The sequence below is a fragment of the Sorangium sp. So ce281 genome (assembly GCF_051527395.1).
GTDB lineage: Bacteria > Myxococcota_A > Polyangia > Polyangiales > Polyangiaceae > Sorangium > Sorangium cellulosum_B.
This window is the reverse complement of the sequence record NZ_CP150322.1, coordinates 2,467,799-2,483,536: the sequence shown is the minus strand read 5'-3', so window position 1 is coordinate 2,483,536 and position 15,738 is coordinate 2,467,799. Positions and strand designations below refer to the sequence as shown.

14 protein-coding genes are annotated in these 15,738 nt (G+C 71.7%); 4 read left to right on the top strand and 10 right to left on the bottom strand.

The genetic code is table 11. The features are described 5' to 3' along the window. The first annotated feature begins 341 nt into the window (after positions 1–341). Positions 342–1,682 carry an IS4 family transposase gene (locus tag WMF27_RS09550; RefSeq protein ID WP_437769233.1) on the top strand — a complete coding sequence of 447 codons (1,341 nt, stop codon included), beginning with the start codon at positions 342–344 and terminating at the stop codon, positions 1,680–1,682. Between the two features lie 76 nt (positions 1,683–1,758). On the opposite strand, the gene WMF27_RS09545 is transcribed toward WMF27_RS09550, so the two are convergent. The 10 genes from WMF27_RS09545 to WMF27_RS09500 all read right to left on the bottom strand — a co-directional run bounded on the left by WMF27_RS09545 (position 1,759) and on the right by WMF27_RS09500 (position 12,041). Continuing rightward, positions 1,759–2,370 (bottom strand): hypothetical protein, encoded by a 612-nt coding sequence (locus tag WMF27_RS09545; protein ID WP_012234525.1) that lies wholly within the window; start codon positions 2,368–2,370, stop codon positions 1,759–1,761. A gap of 77 nt (positions 2,371–2,447) precedes the next feature. Then, complete coding sequence (locus WMF27_RS09540) at positions 2,448–3,494, bottom strand: TauD/TfdA family dioxygenase (protein WP_437769234.1); 1,047 nt, start codon at positions 3,492–3,494, stop codon at positions 2,448–2,450. 87 nt (positions 3,495–3,581) lie between these two features. Next, positions 3,582–5,060 carry a hypothetical protein gene (locus tag WMF27_RS09535; RefSeq protein ID WP_437944071.1) on the bottom strand — a complete coding sequence of 493 codons (1,479 nt, stop codon included), beginning with the start codon at positions 5,058–5,060 and terminating at the stop codon, positions 3,582–3,584. Further along, positions 5,020–6,093, bottom strand: coding sequence for a hypothetical protein (locus tag WMF27_RS09530; RefSeq protein ID WP_437769236.1), 1,074 nt, complete (start codon positions 6,091–6,093; stop codon positions 5,020–5,022). The genes WMF27_RS09535 and WMF27_RS09530 overlap by 41 nt, the downstream gene beginning before the upstream one ends. Continuing rightward, positions 6,090–6,836, bottom strand: a complete 747-nt coding sequence (locus WMF27_RS09525; protein ID WP_437769237.1) for a nucleotidyltransferase domain-containing protein — start codon at positions 6,834–6,836, stop codon at positions 6,090–6,092. The genes WMF27_RS09530 and WMF27_RS09525 overlap by 4 nt, the downstream gene beginning before the upstream one ends. Before the next feature lie 3 nt (positions 6,837–6,839). Next, on the bottom strand, positions 6,840–8,330 hold the full coding sequence (locus tag WMF27_RS09520) for a multinuclear nonheme iron-dependent oxidase (protein WP_437769238.1): 1,491 nt from the start codon (positions 8,328–8,330) through the stop codon (positions 6,840–6,842). Between the two features lie 163 nt (positions 8,331–8,493). Continuing rightward, complete coding sequence (locus WMF27_RS09515) at positions 8,494–9,417, bottom strand: Rieske 2Fe-2S domain-containing protein (protein WP_437769239.1); 924 nt, start codon at positions 9,415–9,417, stop codon at positions 8,494–8,496. A gap of 68 nt (positions 9,418–9,485) precedes the next feature. Next, entirely contained in the window at positions 9,486–10,271 is a 786-nt protein-coding gene (locus WMF27_RS09510; RefSeq protein ID WP_437769240.1) for an NAD-dependent epimerase/dehydratase family protein, read from the bottom strand. Between the two features lie 312 nt (positions 10,272–10,583). Beyond that, on the bottom strand, positions 10,584–10,937 hold the full coding sequence (locus WMF27_RS09505) for a hypothetical protein (RefSeq protein ID WP_437769241.1): 354 nt from the start codon (positions 10,935–10,937) through the stop codon (positions 10,584–10,586). 132 nt (positions 10,938–11,069) lie between these two features. After that, positions 11,070–12,041, bottom strand: a complete 972-nt coding sequence (locus WMF27_RS09500; protein ID WP_437769242.1) for an alpha/beta fold hydrolase — start codon at positions 12,039–12,041, stop codon at positions 11,070–11,072. 864 nt (positions 12,042–12,905) lie between these two features. Here WMF27_RS09500 and WMF27_RS09495 point away from each other — a divergent pair. The 3 genes from WMF27_RS09495 to WMF27_RS09485 all read left to right on the top strand — a co-directional run bounded on the left by WMF27_RS09495 (position 12,906) and on the right by WMF27_RS09485 (position 15,646). Continuing rightward, positions 12,906–13,466 carry an NADPH-dependent FMN reductase gene (locus WMF27_RS09495; protein ID WP_437769243.1) on the top strand — a complete coding sequence of 187 codons (561 nt, stop codon included), beginning with the start codon at positions 12,906–12,908 and terminating at the stop codon, positions 13,464–13,466. A gap of 247 nt (positions 13,467–13,713) precedes the next feature. Further along, positions 13,714–14,388: an RNA polymerase sigma factor gene (locus tag WMF27_RS09490; protein WP_437769244.1), complete on the top strand. Its 675-nt coding sequence runs from the start codon at positions 13,714–13,716 to the stop codon at positions 14,386–14,388. Continuing rightward, a complete protein-coding gene (locus WMF27_RS09485; RefSeq protein ID WP_437769245.1) occupies positions 14,372–15,646 on the top strand; it encodes a hypothetical protein in 1,275 nt (424 codons plus the stop codon). The genes WMF27_RS09490 and WMF27_RS09485 overlap by 17 nt, the downstream gene beginning before the upstream one ends. Positions 15,647–15,738: the final 92 nt, after the last annotated feature.

The following is a 15,738-nucleotide window of genomic DNA, read 5'->3' as shown; positions in this document are numbered from 1 at the left end:
ACGTTGCTCAAGCGAGAAATGAACCGCCAGAAGACGCCAGAAGACGCCAGAAGAATAAAAATATCTTGGCGTCTTCTGGCGCCTTGGCGGTCCGAAATCTGCGCTTTTCAGGCAGCTTCAGCCCGTTTGTCGCCCTACAGCGGTTTCCGCCCGCCTCTGCACCATGCAGAGCAGAGCGGCGGTCACCCGCACAGGAGACGGGCCCAGATCGGCGTTTTCGGTGCTCAGCGCACCGGAGTCTCAGGATCCTACACATCTCGCTTGATGTGTACTGGGCGACGTGATCAAAGCTGCGGATGGGTTCACCTGCAGCAGAGCACGCAGCGGCACTCGCCGAGGAGATGAGCGACGCGCACTTCGGCGATGCGCGGCTTTCGAAGCGCCAGAGCAAGCTGGTGCAGAAGCTGGCGCAGGCGCCGGACAAGAGCTTCCCCTCGCTCTTGTCCGACAGCGAGCTGGAGGCGGCGTACCGTTTCTTCGGCAACGACGCCGTCACGCCCGCGGCGATTCTGGCTCCGCATGTGCGCGCCACCCTCGCGCGCATGGAGGCCGAGCCGGTCGTGCTCGCCATCCATGACACCACGACCCTCTCCTTCCGCTCCGACGGCCAGCGGCAGGGGCTCGGACGGCTGCGCTCCTCGGGGCAGACGTTCTTCGCCCACTTCACGCTGGCGGTCAGCGGCGATGGAACGCGCCGCCCGCTCGGCGTGCTCGATCTGAGCACGCACGTGCGCGACGACGGCACGACGGACAACGAGCACGACCGCTGGGGAGAGCAGGTGGAGCGAGTCGCGGCCCTGGGCGCTGCTCCGCACGATGTGGTGCACGTCATGGACCGCGAAGGAGACGACTACGGCCTGTTCGCGCAGCTGTTGAGCGCACGGCATCGGTTCGTGATTCGGCTCGCGCACAATCGCCTCGTCGAGGCTGACGCCCTCGGAGAGGAGGCCAAGCTCGAGCAGGCGCTCGCGCATGTTCAAGCGGTGGCCGTACGCGAGGTAGAGCTTTCGCCGCGGCCGGCGGGCAATCGCAGCCCTCAACAGAAACGGCTGCATCCTCCGCGCGCAGGACGCTTGGCCAAGCTCGCTCTTGGAAGCACGCGCGTGACCCTGCGGCGACCGAGATCCCAGCCGCGCGAGCTGCCTGCGACGCTCTCGCTCCAGGTCGTACGCGTCTGGGAGATCGAGCCGCCGCCGGGCGAAGCGCCGGTTGAATGGGTGCTGCTCACGGGCGAGCCGGTCGAGTCCGACGAGCAGTTGACGCAGCTGGTCGACTGGTACCGGGCGCGGTGGATGGTGGAGGAGTTGTTCAAGGCGCTCAAGACCGGATGTGCCTACGAAAAGCGCCAGATCGAAGACCTGCACGGCTTGCGCAACGTGCTGGCGCTCTTCGCGCCCATCGCCTGGCAGCTACTGCTGCTGCGCAGCGAGGCCCGGCGCGCTCCGGAACAGCCTGCGAGCGCCGTGCTCACGCCCACCCAGCTCCAGGTGCTGCGGGTCTTCGCCCGCAAGCCGCTGCCCGACAACCCCACAGCTCGCGATGCCTTCCTGGCCATCGCTGCGCTCGGCGGACACCTCCGGAGAAACGGCGAGCCCGGCTGGCAGACCTTGGGACGCGGCTACGAGCAGCTTCTCATGCTCGTCCAGGGCTGGAGCGCCGCGAAGGAGACGGGGAAAATATGATCAATCCTGAGACTCCGGTGCGCTGAGCACCGAAAACGTCGAGGTGGGCCCGTATCCGAAGCGGGTGACCGCCGCTCTACTCCGGCCAGACCTCGATCCAGACGAACAGCACCTGTCCGGCGGCCTGGTTGTCGACCGCCACCGGATAGACCGTGCGCGCTCGGAGCGCCTCGACGAGGTGACCGTGGTGGATCGCGAACCGCCCGATGAAGTCGTCGTTCACGAGGTCCCTGTCGATGAGCTCACCGCTCAGGTGGACATCCGGCGTGAGCGGCACGCGGTACCAGGTCGGCGGGCCTTTCCATCCGGGCGTGCAGGTGTCGCGTTGCCCCGGGCGATCCAGCGCTCGCCTCCCGAGCGACCGGCCGCCCACGAACAGCTCCGCCGAGCCGAAGGGCTCCGGCGGCTCGGTCCCCGCCCCTGCCGCCTCCGCCGCGAAGCCGGCCACGCTGGCGGCCGCGGCGACAGGGTGCTTCGTGCGGAGCAGGCCGCCGATGGCGGTGAGCGCCTCCGCCGGGACCGCGCCCATGCCGTCCCATTGACGGCCGTCCGCCTTGGCCGGGCTGATGACGGCGCCGTCGATGGAGATGCGGACATGCGCCGGCAGCGGCGGCGCCGCCGGCTTGCACGCCGCGCAGCCAAGGGCGATCCCGCACAGCGCGGCCGCTCCGAGAGGACGTGACGCCATGCCCCGAGAGCGTATCTCGGCGGCCGCGGCGCACCAACACCGAAGCGCGCGCGGATTTCAGCGAACGTGCCTGTCCATCACCTGCGCGACCCACAACTCGCGCCGAGGGCGTTCACCCGCGCGATCGCCTCGACCAGCACGCCGTCGTCCGCGCCCTCCGCGTCGCCCGAGAGCGCCTCCTCCGCGGCTGCGAGCGCCGCGTCGCGGAGGCGGTAGAGCTCGGGCTCGGGGATGCCCGCGCGCGCGGCAAGCACGCCCGGCGGGACGCCGCGCAGCATCTCCAGGACCAGACCCAGGCGGCGGCGGGCTTCGGGCAGCGGCGGCGCGTCGAGGCCGAGCCACCGCCGCGTGGCCCGCGGCCCTCCGGCGAGGCGGCGCGCGGCGGCCTCGGCGACCTCCGCGGCGAGCGCGTTGTACGCCGGCGGCGACGGGAGCCGCGCCTCCGTCCAGACGAGCAGCCGCACGAACTCGCGCGCCCCCTCGAACGCCCGCCGCCCGTGAAGCATGCGCCGGTTGTCGACGACCAGGAGGTCCGCCGGGCCGAGCGACAGCTCGATCACCTCGCGTCGCGACGCCTCGACGAACCACGCGAGGCGCGCGGCGAGCGCGTCCCCCGGCGGCACGACCGGCGCGTGCGTGAGCGCGAGCGCGCCGCCGCGGAGCGACACGGTGGGCCCGAAGAAGTCGCCGAAGACGAACGGGATGCGCCTGTACACCGTGAAGAGCGCGCGGAAGAGCTCGGGATCGGCGCGCTCGATCGCCGAGAGCAGCGGCCAGCCGTCGAGCAGGAGGCAGCCGCCGCCGCGCTCCGCCGGCCTGACGCAAGCCATGATCTGCACCGCCGGAGGCGCGCCCGCGTAGCACTGGCTGTCGGTGTGGAGCGGCGCCGCCGCGGAGCTCGCGGCGAACGACCTGCCGCCAGGCACGGCCTTGATCGGCTGCCGCTCCACCAGGAGCGGCCTCGCCCCGAGGAGCCGCTCGGCGAAGCTCCACGGCGCCCGCGCGGCCTCCTCCGGCGCCAGCGCCGCGTCGCCGCGGAGGACCGAGAAGCCGCGCGCCGCGAGCTCGTCCAAGAGCCTCGCCGGACCGCCCTCGGGCCCGGGCCAGATCCATCGCTCGCTCATGGGCGCGCTCCGCGAGGGCGCTCGAATGGCAAAATCATCATTCTCATCCAGCACATACAGACCCGCTGGTCGCGCCGTCCATTCCGCTCACGCATCGAGGAAGCGGGCCTCCCGGAAGCCGGCCCGGAGCAGGTCGCGCGGGATGGGCACGATCCGGAGCAGCTCCGCGCCCTCGGGCACCTCGATCGGCGCCCCGAGCTGGCGCACGTGGAACACCGCCGGGGTCGCGAAGAAGGCGTCGGTGGCGACCACGCCGCGCATCACGTCGTAGCCGTCGCCGTGGACACCGTCGAGCAGGCTCGACCAGCCCGGCGGCGTCCGGGTGAAGGCCCAGGGCTTCACGAAGAAGTGCGGCTCGCCCGGCGGATGGGGCGTGAAGTACTTCGTCAGGTACCAGAGCGCCCCGCGGTTCGCGGCGAGGAAAGCGTCGCCGAAGGTCCGCGCGAACGCGCGCTCCACCGCGGCCGCCCCGTCGGCGAGCCGCAGCGCGTCCGGCGCGACGGCGAGCGTGTGCCCGTCGAACGTCGCGCGGAACGGGACGGCGTTCCTCACCACGATCGACGCGAGCCGCCGAGCACCCCCGCGCCAGGGGACCGGATCCGGCCCGGCCGCGGTCGTGACCTCGGTCACCTCGGTGATCTCCGGCGCCGCCGGCCCGGCGACGACCAGCCGCACGCGCGCCCGCCCTGCGCTCTCCTCGCCCGCGCTCCCCTCGCCCGCGCTCCCCTCGCCCGCGCTCCCCTCGCCCGCGCTCCCCTCGCCTGTGCTCCCCCCGCCCGCGCTCCCCTCGCCCGCGCTCGCGTTCCGCCCACCCGCCGTGCCCGCCACGAGCCGCCGGTACTTGCGGGTCACCTGGCCCTTCTTCACCGCGAAGTACCTCGCGTCGTAGAACTCCGCGTGCGCCCGCCCCACCTCGGGCGCGTCCGCGAGCGAGCACGCCTCGATCTGCACGTCGGGGAGCACGGGCGCGATGCAGCCGATCTCCCCCTCGAGCTGCAGGCGCTGCGGGGCCTCGTCGCGGACGCGCAGCTCGACCACCAGCGGGACGAACGCGCCGTCGTCGGCGAGGTACGCCTCGCTCACCTCGATGAGCGCGTTCCGGCGGTTGGCTGCCCCCGCGACGCGCAGCCACAGGCCGGGGTCGGGGCGCACCAGGAGCCCCGTCCACAGGCGCAGGCGGGGCGGCCCCAGCCCCTTCCGGCACGTCCAGGCGAGGCCGCCGCGCAGCGCCCGGTGCCATGCCCCTTCCGGCGCAAGGAACCCCTGCGAGACCAGCCGCGTCAGCGCGACGCGGTGCGCGCGGGCGAGCGCCTCGCGGTGCTCGCCCGCTGGCTCGGCGCGGAGCGACCCGAGGCGCCGCCGCACCTCGATCGGCCGCGCCAGCGTGATCTGGAGCCCGAACGCGTTGCCCTCGAGCAGCGGCACGCACGCCTTCGCCACCCGGAGCGGCACCGCGCCGTCGAGATCGCCGGTGCGCCGGGTGAGCCGGCACAGGCCGAGGGCGTCGAGCACCTCGAAGCGGGCGTCACCCGCCGCAGCCACCACCACCGCCGCAGCCGCCGCCACCGCCGCAGCCGCCGCCGCCCCCGCAACTCGACGAGCTGCAGCTCGATCCGCCGGACGAGCCGCCCCCCGTCGAGACCGGAGGGGGCGGGGTCATCGCGTAGACCATCGGCCCGAAGAGCGGCGACATCGCGAGCGCCGCCGTGCCGCTCGCGGCGACCGTCAGGCCGATGTCCACCGCCTCCCGGCGGCGGCCGCTCGCGACGTCGGAGCGGAGCGAGACGGTCGAGTCGTCGAGCCACCGGAGGTAGTCCGACTTCATCGTGCTGTACGCGCTCGCGGTCCGCGCCACGATCCACGTGGCGACGAGCAGCGCGATCATCTCCACCACGAGGAACGCGTAGGGCCGGTCGAGCTCCTCCGCGCGGATGGCGCGGATCAGCCCCACGCCGAGCAGGCCGACGCCGACCGCCCACACCACGGCCGAGAGCGCCGTCATCGTCCCCCGCGGGCGGAGCATCCCCGCGGCGGCGAGCTCGCCGCGGAGCTCCTTCTCGAAGCGGGCCGCGATCTGGTCGGCGGAGGCGCGCACCTGATCGAGCGAGAGCGTCACCGTCTGCTGGCCGTGGGCGCCCCTCGACGAGAGCGAGCTGAAGAACGCCGCGAGCACCCGGTCCGGCGGGGGCGAGCCGACCACGAGGTGGAGCGCCTGCGGCGCGTCCTTCGCGTCCCCCGCGGGCACGAGCCAGCCCGCGCCCATCGCGACCGCGATCAGCGTGGCGGCGACGCCCTTGTTCTCGTCGCGGAGGTACGCGATCGCCCAGTACTCGTCCGGCTGCGGGATCCAGCCCGCCGACAGCCGCTGCCGCTGCGGCGCATGCGCGTAGGCCGGGGAGCGGTAAGGCGTGCCCCCCGGCGCCCCCGCGACCGCCTCGGCGCCGCGCAGCTGCGCCGAGCGATCGAGGGAGGCGCCGACGGCGCTGCGCACCAGGATGGCGACGACGAGGCCAGAGACCGAGAGCGCCAGATAGAAGAGCAGGAACGCCGGCCCCGACGCCATGTTGAACGGGAAGAAGTCGAAGATCTCGTGGATCATCGCGCCGCCTCCGGGTGCTCCAGCCGGTCGACGTCGTCGACCGCGCGCGCGAGCAGCTCCGCCAGCGCCGCGCAGGCCGCGCCCGGCGCCTCGTGGACGCGCCTCAGCGGGGCCACGTCGACGCCGAGGAGCTTGCCCGCCCCGGCGAGCACCGTGCCCAGATCGTCGGCGCCCTCGATCCCGCGCAGGCCGAGCAGGGCGTGGAGCGGGCCGCGGATCTGCTTCACCTTGCGGGAGACCGCGCCCTTCAAGGCGTCGTCCGCGCCCATCCCGTCCACCACCGCGCGCCGGAGGCGGATCTGCGCCTCGCGCAGCTCCTGCTCGACGCGCAGGCGGCGGTTCTTGCCGTCGATCACGAGCGCCGAGAACGGGTCGCGGCCGGAGAGGAGCACGTGGCACCGGCGGATGTCGTCGTAGAGCAGCGGGAACACGTCCGCGGCCCGCGGGATCTCGGCGGCGGTGAGGATCATCGCCTCGATGCGGGCCGCGTAGCGCGCGATCTGGAGCGCGTTGGCGATCGCGTCGAGGCTCTGGCGGGAGGCCTCCTGGAGCACCACCATCAGATCGACGTCGCTCTGCCCGTCGCGGTAGCCGCCCCGCGCCGCGCTCCCGTACACGAGCAGGCACGAAAGCTCGTCGCCGAGCGTCCGCTCCAGGCTCTCCTTGAGCTCGACGAGCCGCGCCTGCACCGGCGCCGGCAGCCTGGAGACGGCGCTCCCCGTGGCGATGGATCCATCGTTCATGGTCTACCTTCGCGGCTCGATGAGCCGGACCTCGGCGCTCGAGCCAATCCCCTTGATCGCCCAGACTACCCGACCTCCCGGCAGCCGCTCTCGCCGAATGAACGGCAGGAGCCTGGGCCTGACGCTCCCGTCGCCCGAGGGCCCGACGAAGCGGGCGCGGAGCAGCAGGCGGTCGACGATCGCCTCGGGCGCGAGCCGGGCGTCGTCCACCGCCGCCGCGGCGATGCGGAGCGCGTCGGCGACCGCCGTGAAGCTCGGGGCCCGCGGCGACGCCTCGACGCACAGGGCCCCGAGGCGCGCGGCCGCCTCGCGGTGAGACGAGAGCCGCGGCAAGAGCGGGAGCGCGTCGTCGACGCGCTTGCGCTGGAGGATCGCGCGCGACCGGGCGACGTCCTCGGCGTCGAACGGAGCCACGGCCTCCGGCGGCGGATCGACGGGTGAGGTGAGCAGCTCGGCCACGCGGGCCTGGACCTCGGCGAGCGCCGACGCCTCGGGGGGTGAAGCTTCAGGAGAATTTTGCAGCAAGGAGGTACGAGAGGCGGGCAACCCCGGTCGGGTCGGCGCCAACGTGGGTTCGGCCGGTGTGGGCCCGGCCAACGTGGGTCGGGTCAACGTCGGTCGGGTCAACGTCGGTCGGGTCAACGTCGGTCGGGACGGCGCGGACCGGGCGATCGCCCTCGCCGTCGCGATCTCGGCCGCGAGCGCGGCAAAGGGCGGGAAGTCACCGTCGCGCTCGAGAAGGATCGGGAGCGGCCCGGCGCGAACAACAACCTGGGCGAGCAGGGCGAACACCGGCGCGGGGACCGGATGGGCATGCGTGTCGAAGTAGAAGCCGTGCTCCACGGCGCCGCCGGCGATGTGGATCATCGCCACGCGCTCGAGCGGGTAGGAACCGACGAGCTCCGCGGGATCGACGCCGGCGTTGACGGCGTTCGCATAGACGTTGCCGACGTCGAGGAGCAGATCGCACCCGGTGCGGGCGACGACCTCGGCATAGAAGTCCCCCTCTTCGAGGGCGTCGCCCGGGAACCGCAGCGTGCACGCCGCGTTCTCGAGCAGCAGGGGGATGTCCGGGAGCGCCCGCCGGGCGGCGGCGACGTTCTTCGCGACGGCGCGCGCCGCCTCGAGCGTGTACGGCAGGGCGGTGAGGTGGCCGATCTCCCGGCCACCGCCGCGCACGAACGCGACGTGCTCGCTCACGACCGGGGCCGCGAGCTCCCGGCAGAGCGCCCCCAGGCGGCGCGCGCGATCCATGTCGATGCCCGAGGCGCTGCCGAGCGAGAGCTTCACGCCGTGGGGCACCACCGGCCAGATGCGCGCGATGGCCGAGGCCTCGCGCCGCGCGGCCGGGCTCGCGAAGCAGGCCTCGGCGACGACCTCGACGAAGTCCACCGCGCCGGGCGCGGACAGCAGATCGGCGGCGAGCTCGGGGCGGAAGCCAACGCCGACGGCGCCGATGCCGGAGAGGGGCGATCTGGGGGCGGGCACGAGCACGCGGGGACCTGCCTCAGTCTGCCCGCGCGGAGGGATCCGGAACAGAGGGCATCGGGATCGGCGAGAAGTCGAGCTCACCCGAGATGCGAGAGGCAGCGGCGATCCTCGGCGACGACGAGGGCGTGGTCCCGCTCGGCCAGGCTCCGCCGCCGCGCTCCGCGGCTCAGAGGAACTGGCTGCTCCACTTGCGGAACGTCATGATGCCCTTCTCCCCGGCGCACAGGACGGGCTGAGCGCGGTAGATCTTGTTCTCCCAGATCGGGATGTCCTCCTCGATCTGCCGGCAGACCTCCGCCGCCAGGGCCTGGCCGAGGCGCTGCGCGCCGTCGTTGCGCAGCCAGAAGGCGACGCGGATGTCGACGAGCTCGTCGTCGATCGGGGTGACCGTGTTCACGAAGAGGAGCTCGACGATGCCGGTGAAGCGGATCGTCCCGTACCCCATGCCGTGGCCCTCCCAGGTGATCGTGCCGTCGACCACCTGCCCTCCCGGGCCCTTCTGCTTCACCACCGACCTGGATCGGATGATGTGGCCCTCGATCTCGATCTCGGTCCGGGGCGGCACCAGCATGCCGTGCACCGTCACGAAGTGGGCCGGATCCACGATGTTCTCGAGGTTCTCCTGGATGTGCGTCCGGACCCTCCAGCGCTTGCTCAGGTTCAGGGACCACTCCGTCGAGCGCGCCTCGGCGAGCGGTGGGATCTCGAAGGCGGCGGGCTCGCCGCCGAGCGCGTGGTGGACCAGGATCAGGCCGTCGAGCTCCCGCACCTCCCAGGCGCGGATCCTCGCTCTCGGCGGGATCGTGTCCGCATAAGGGATGTGCACGCACTTCCCTTCGCCGGAGATCACCCATCCGTGGAACGGGCACCGGATGCCGCCCTGCTCGACGCGGCCCCCCACCCCGAGGTGCGCGCCCATGTGAGGGCAGTGGGCGTCGAGGACCCGGGCCTCTCCGTCCTGCGTCCGGAACAGCACCAGATCCTGCCCGAAGCAGCGGAGCGAAATGGGCCCGCCCGTGGACAGCTCGTCCGAGGTGGCGACCTGGAACCAGCCTCGGGGGAAAGGCTGCAGGGGAATTCGAGCGCTCACGTGGGTCTCCTCGGCTCAGCGTCTGTCGGGGCCGCCCGCGCGCTCATGCAGCGCCGGGCGGCGGGGCCTCATCGTGCCGGTGATCGCGGCATGAGCTCGTCATCATACGAGACCCGGACGCGCCGAGGTACTGCCAAGCTGGCTCCTGCAGGCCTCGCGCGCCCGAGCGGGCGGCCGCGCTCCTGCGGAGGCCGCGTGTCCGCCGCTTGCCCTGCCCGCCCGCGAGCTCTCTGTCGATCGCCGCCGGCGGGCGTCGTCGACGTGCGCGCGCCGCCGCCGTCGAGCCACGCGAAGCTCCCCTCCCGCGCCATGCGCAGCACGACGGGCAGCACCGTCGCATCCCTTGGACCCCAGACGAGGCGCGGGCGAATGGAGACGGTGGTCATGCCGCCTGGTTCGTTCGCGGCGAGCACGCGCCGTTCGGCCTCTGCCTTCGTCTCCGAGTACAGGAAGCGTTGCCTCCCGGGATAAGGGTGCGCCTCGTCGATATCGACGAGATCGTGGCCGTCGAAGAGCGCCGCCTCGGTGCCGACGTGGACGAATCGACGCACGCCGGCGGCGCGCGCCGCGTCGAGCGCCCGCGCCGTCCCCTCCACGTTGCCCTCCCAGAACTGCGCGCGTGTCCCCCACTCCTCGACATACGCGGCGCAGTGCACCGCGGCCTCGGCGCCCGCGAGGTCCTCGCCCTTCAGCGTCCCGAGGTCGGCCGCGACCGGCGCCGCGCCATGACGTCGCACGACATCGGCGCTCCTCGGCGAGCGCGCCAGCGCGCTCACCTCGTGACCGGCGCGCACGAGCCCCTCGATGAGATGGCCTCCGATGAACCCCGAGCCCCCTGTAACGAAGACCTTCATGGCCGCCACGATGCCCGCGCTCTCATCGGATGTCCAATGGGGCCACCGGCGGCGCCGGGACGAGCGCAGTGGTCGATGGGCTCACCTCTCGCTTCCACCAAGCAAAGCGGCCATGACTGCCCGCAGACGAGTGATCTCGCCTTGGAGCGCGTCATTTTCCCGCCGTAGACGCGCCTCCGCCGCTCGTGACCGCGAGAGGTCGGCCTTCTGCTCCTGAAGGACGTGGTGCAAATGGCGCCGCTCGACGAGCAGCGCGCGGTTTAGATGAAGACGCTGGATGTGAATTGCGCGCGCTTCAGTGGAGACGGCCATTCATGCAGCGGGGAGCGGCCCGCCGGCGACGCGGGCAAGTCCGTCGAGGATGGACGCGCGACGCCGGTCGAACTCTTCGAGGAACCTGCGCGTGTCGGTCACGAGGGCCTGTTGCTGTGCCATGAGCTGGGCCAGTTGCTCGTTCTCGCCCTCGACGCTGGCCAGCTCGGCCGCCAGCTCGCCGGCCTCGGCACGCAACCGAGCCATCTCCGGGGCAAGCACCGCCGCCTCCTCCGCCTCGATCCGCGCCATCAGCGCCGCGAGCTCCTCCTGCTCGGGCTGAGTCAGGGTGCCGGAAAGCTCCCTGTCACGGAGGCGGTCGAGCTTGCTCTGGTCATCCTCGGTCCAGCTCATGGCAGCCACCCTACCCATACCAGGCTGGAAGCGCAGGGGCAACGGCAGGCGTTCGCAGCAACCCGACGAGAACGAGAGGCGCTATCAGTGCCGCCGCGCAGCCGCGCGGCAGCCGCTCAAGAGCAGCGCAGCTCAGCCGAGGAAGTCGAGGACATCCTCGTTGAACTTCTCGGGGTTCTCGAGCCACATGAAGTGGCTGCCCCCCTCGTCTGCGCCGAAGAGGATGAGCTCGGCGCCGGGGATCTGGTCGGCGACCCACTGCTGGGAGATGGGGTTGAAGATGCTCGCCTCTCCGCCGACGACGAGCGTGGGCACGTCGATCCGCGGGATCACGTCCCTCCAGTCCTGCTCGGCCTGGTCCACGAGCAGCTTGGCAGCGTACTCGCGCGGGAGCTTCAGGTTCTGCTCGACGACCAGGGCGAGCTGATCCGCCGGGTAGCCGGAGGTGAACATGGTGGCAACGAGCCCGTAGGTCGTGGCGATCCCGTCGGGCCCGCGCAGCGCGGCGGCCGTCTCGTGGAGCGACTGCGGCGTGAACAGAGCCCCCGCCAGGGCCGCCTCCTCCGCCGACCAGTCGGGCCAGGCCGTCATCGCCGGGCCCACGTCGACGAGGACCAGGCGGTCCAGGTCGCGCCCCCCATAGTTATCCCAGTAGCTGTAGAGCGCGCCGCACCCCATCGAATGCCCGAGGACGGAGAGGCGCTTGAACCTCATCCCGCAGATGAATTCGTGAAGATCTCTGCTGAAGCGCGCGATGCGGTAGCCGTGCTCGGGCTTCTCCGACTCGCCATGTCCGCGCCAGTCGAGCGCGAAGACATGGTGGTGCCGCGCGAAGGCGAGGATCTGCGCCCTGTACAGCGCTGCCGACTGAGACCACCCGTGCAGGAGTAGCAGCGGCCTCCCCCTCCCCGCCTCCAGGTAGTTGAGGGCGACCCCGTCGCTCGTCGTGAAGGTCCCGGAGCGGATGCGCGGCGCCGCCGACGCCTCGCCACCGAGCAAGCTCGTGGCGGCCAACCCCGCGCCGAGGCCCACGGCCTGCTTCAGCACCTGGCGGCGGGTAGGGGTCGAGCTGGACGAAGGTGCTGCTTGCTTCTTGTCGGTCATGGCTCTTGATCTCCACTGCCGGCCGCGCGCGCGAGGCTGCCCCTCGATCACGCGCTGCCACGGCCAAAAGGAAGAATCTCGACGCGACCGCGACGATCGCCCGGATTGACGATCATCTCGACCGCGCCGTCGGGCTGATTGTTCACGAACGGACCGAGGCCGCAAGTAAATACTAATTATAAACGACCTGAGCAAATCCCCGACGCCGGCGCGTGTCTACACGGGAGACAGGCCGCGCGGTGCCGCGTTCGCGACGGCGCGCGCCGTGTCAATGCCAGGAAGCGGATTGACCGGCGCTTCCACGGTACTCTGAGCCATCCAACGCGACCTCCTATCCAGCCTCGCGGCGCGCGCCGTGCCATTCTTCTTCTCCCTCTCGGCCCTCTCAACGAGCTGCTCTCGCGGCGCGCCGGAGCCTCCGAGCGTCGACGGCACCGACGGACATCCGGCGACCACTGACGCGACCCAGGGCAGCACGCGCGCGTCCGGGACTGCAGGCGAGGCGACGACCGGCGCCAGCGTCCCGGGTGACGCTGGCCCGGACGCTCCCCCTGATGCGCCCGAACATCCAGGGGACAGCACCTGGAGAGCCACGCGTTGGCTCGAGAGGTGCCAGATGGCGGCGTCTGCCTGCCCGTACCAGGGCGCACCCCCTGGCGCCTGCGGCCGCGCAAGCGGCGGTACGGGTCCAGGGGTCGCGCGCTCCCGCGACACCTGGCTGGCGGGAAGCCTGCCTGGCTGGTAGTAGCCTCGAGCTGGTAGCAACCTCGTGAGCCCCCTCCTCTCCACCACGGCGTCGTGGGAATGCGCATCACGCCGCCCGCTGGCTCGAGCGGAGAGGGGCTATTGCCTCGGAGAGCAGACATGTTGAAGGTGGCGATCATCCTGGGGAGCACGCGGCCGGGCCGCAACGGCGAGGCTGTCGCGAAGTGGGTGCACGACGTGGCGACGAAGAAGGGCGGCGCCGATTACGAGCTCGTCGATATCAAGGATTTCGACCTGCCGTTGCTCGACGAGCCGGCGCCCCCGTCGATGGGACAGTACACGAAGCCTCACACCAAGGCGTGGGCGGCGAAGATCGATTCGTTCGACGCCTTCGTGTTCGTCACGCCGGAGTACAACCACGGCACCTCGGGCGCGCTCAAGAACGCGCTCGATTACCTGTACAAGGAGTGGAACAACAAGGCGGCTGGCTTCGTGAGCTACGGGAGCGCGGGAGGCTCGCGCGCCGTCGAGCAGCTCCGGCTCGTGATGGCCGAGCTCCAGATCGCGGACGTGCGCTCGCAGGTCATGCTCTCTCTGTTCGACGACTTCGAAAATTTCAGCGTGTTCAAGCCCCGCCCCCGCCACGAGAAGTCCGTCGGCACCTTGCTCGATCAGCTGCTCGCGTGGGCCGGAGCGATGAAGACGCTGCGCGCCGGGTGAGCAAGGCGCGCTCGCGGCGCCTCGACGGCCCGACGACGCCGATCCGCAGCGGTTCTCGTGGCGTTCGCCGATTCTACCGCGGACGTTGCAGGAGGGTACCAGGAGAACCCGGTGGAGGGAAAATCGGCGCCTGAGGCCGCCGACAGGAAACCAGCGCCGACCTCGATTGTGTAGGGTGTCAGATGGCGCAACCCTTGGTCGGCTCGTGGGGCTTCGCGGCGGACGGGACCCTCGCTCGGAGGCGCCGGTGAACCTCGCCGCGCGACCTCATTTCGAGGGCCAGACCCGGACGGAGGAGCTGCTCCCCCCTCCGGCGGACGCAGGCCGGAGCGCTCCGCCGGACGACATCGCCGTGCCTTCGGAGCGGAAGCTCCCCCCCGCCGTGACGCAGCGCTCCGGCGAAGACGCGCTGGAGCTCGGCGCGCTCTACCGCAACCACCATCGCTTGGTCTACCGACTCGCGCTCCGCTACGGCCGCGGCAACGTGGCCTGGGCAGAGGACGTGACGCAGGACGTCTTCCTCGACCTGATGAAGGCGCTCGAGAACCTGACCGAGCGGGACAACCTCGAGGGGTGGCTGTACCGGACGACCTCGAATCGCTGCCTGAACCGCCTGCGGAGGGACCGATTCCTCGCGCTCCCGCCCATCCGCTGGCTGCTCGGGCAAGGCGAGGGCGAGCGCAGCCCCCTCGATGAAGTGACGATCGCGCGCGACGATCTGCGCCGCGCGCTCGAGACGCTGGGCACGCTGCCTCCCAAAGAACAGGTCGCTTTCTCGATGTTTTATCTCGACGGCAAGGAGCAGGAGGAGATCGGGGAGATACTCGGCCACTCCAAGGGATACGTTTGCAAGCTGATTCAAAAGGCGGTTGCGCAGCTACGCGACGCCGGATGGGAAGTGGGCCATGACGCGAAACCGTGATCTGCTCGCGTTGCTGCGCGAGGTGGACGAGCAGCTCGCCTCGGTGAAGCCGTCCCCTCGGCTCGAGGCGCGCCTCGTCGCGGAGCTCGACCGGCGCGGGCGGCGGCCTTTCTTCATGGCCGGGAGCGGGGGGCGCTCGCTCGTGCTGGCGCTGGGCGCCAGCGCGAGCATCGTCGCCCTCGGCACCGCGCTCCAGGGCCTCACACCCGGCTCGATCTTCACAGAGCGCCCCGTCGAGCCAGCGATCGAGCTCGCGGGCGATCCGCCTCCCGCGGACGCCGGGCTCCTGGAGCGCACGCCGGCCCACGGCCCGACAGCGCCGCCTCCCCGGATCCGCGCCCCGCTCCTCCAGGAACCTCCCCGCCGGCTCGCTCCGGCGCCGCCCGTGCCGCGCAGCGCCGTGCCGCCGCGGGACGCGAACGACACCCCAGGGCTCCTGGACGACAGCCGGCTCCCTGTCGAGCGCGCCTCGCCTCCGCCGGCGCGCGGGCGCGTCGAGCCGCTGACCCCTCCGCAGACGCTGGGCCGGAGATGGGTTGATGGCCCGGAGGGGCTATCTCCTCTCCCGCAGCGCGGGTCTCACGCCGCGCTGCGCCGAGGCGCCGGAGGCGTCCCCGCGGAAGCGGCCGCGCACGAGGGCGAGAGCGGAGAAGGCACCCGTGCCACGGACGCCGAAGGGCCCGCGACCGAAGATCCGGTGGTCCCGCGGGACGAGGCGCTCTGCCAGACGGCGGACGCGTTGCGGCGTGAGGCCAGGGCGCAGTGCGAGGCGCAGGGCCTCATCGTCGCGGATTTGACGCTGCTCGATCCCTGCGTTCACGGGAGCTACCTCGACGCCGAGTACACGTGCGGGAAGATGGCGCTGACCACGTGCTGGAAAGGGGTGCTCGGCGACGGCGTCACGTGCTTCGACACGACGTATGTCAAGGACGAGGTCTGGAGGATGTGCAGGGACAGGGGCACGGAGCTCCGCTCCCTCGATCAGGAGCAGCCTGACCGGGACTGCGGTGACCACGAGACGACCAGGGTCTACTACGAGTGCTGCCCGCCGGGGGATCCGCTGCCTTCGCCGTCGTGCTGGACGAGCGAGATCGACTTCGGTGAGGCATGCCAGCCGTACGAGAGGCTGGATGCCGAGGCCACGGCGCTCTGCAGCGGCAAGGGCCACTATCTCTTCCGTCGCGTGTTCGGGGACAAACACGTCGCCTGCACCGACGCCACCGCCACGAGCCTGAGCTACACCTGCTGCCCCTTCTGATCGCGAAATCGCCCGCCCGAGGAAACCGCCGGCCTCGTCGCGGTTGGTAGAGGGAGAGCGACACGACGGAGAGGGCGCGCTGACCCGAGCTC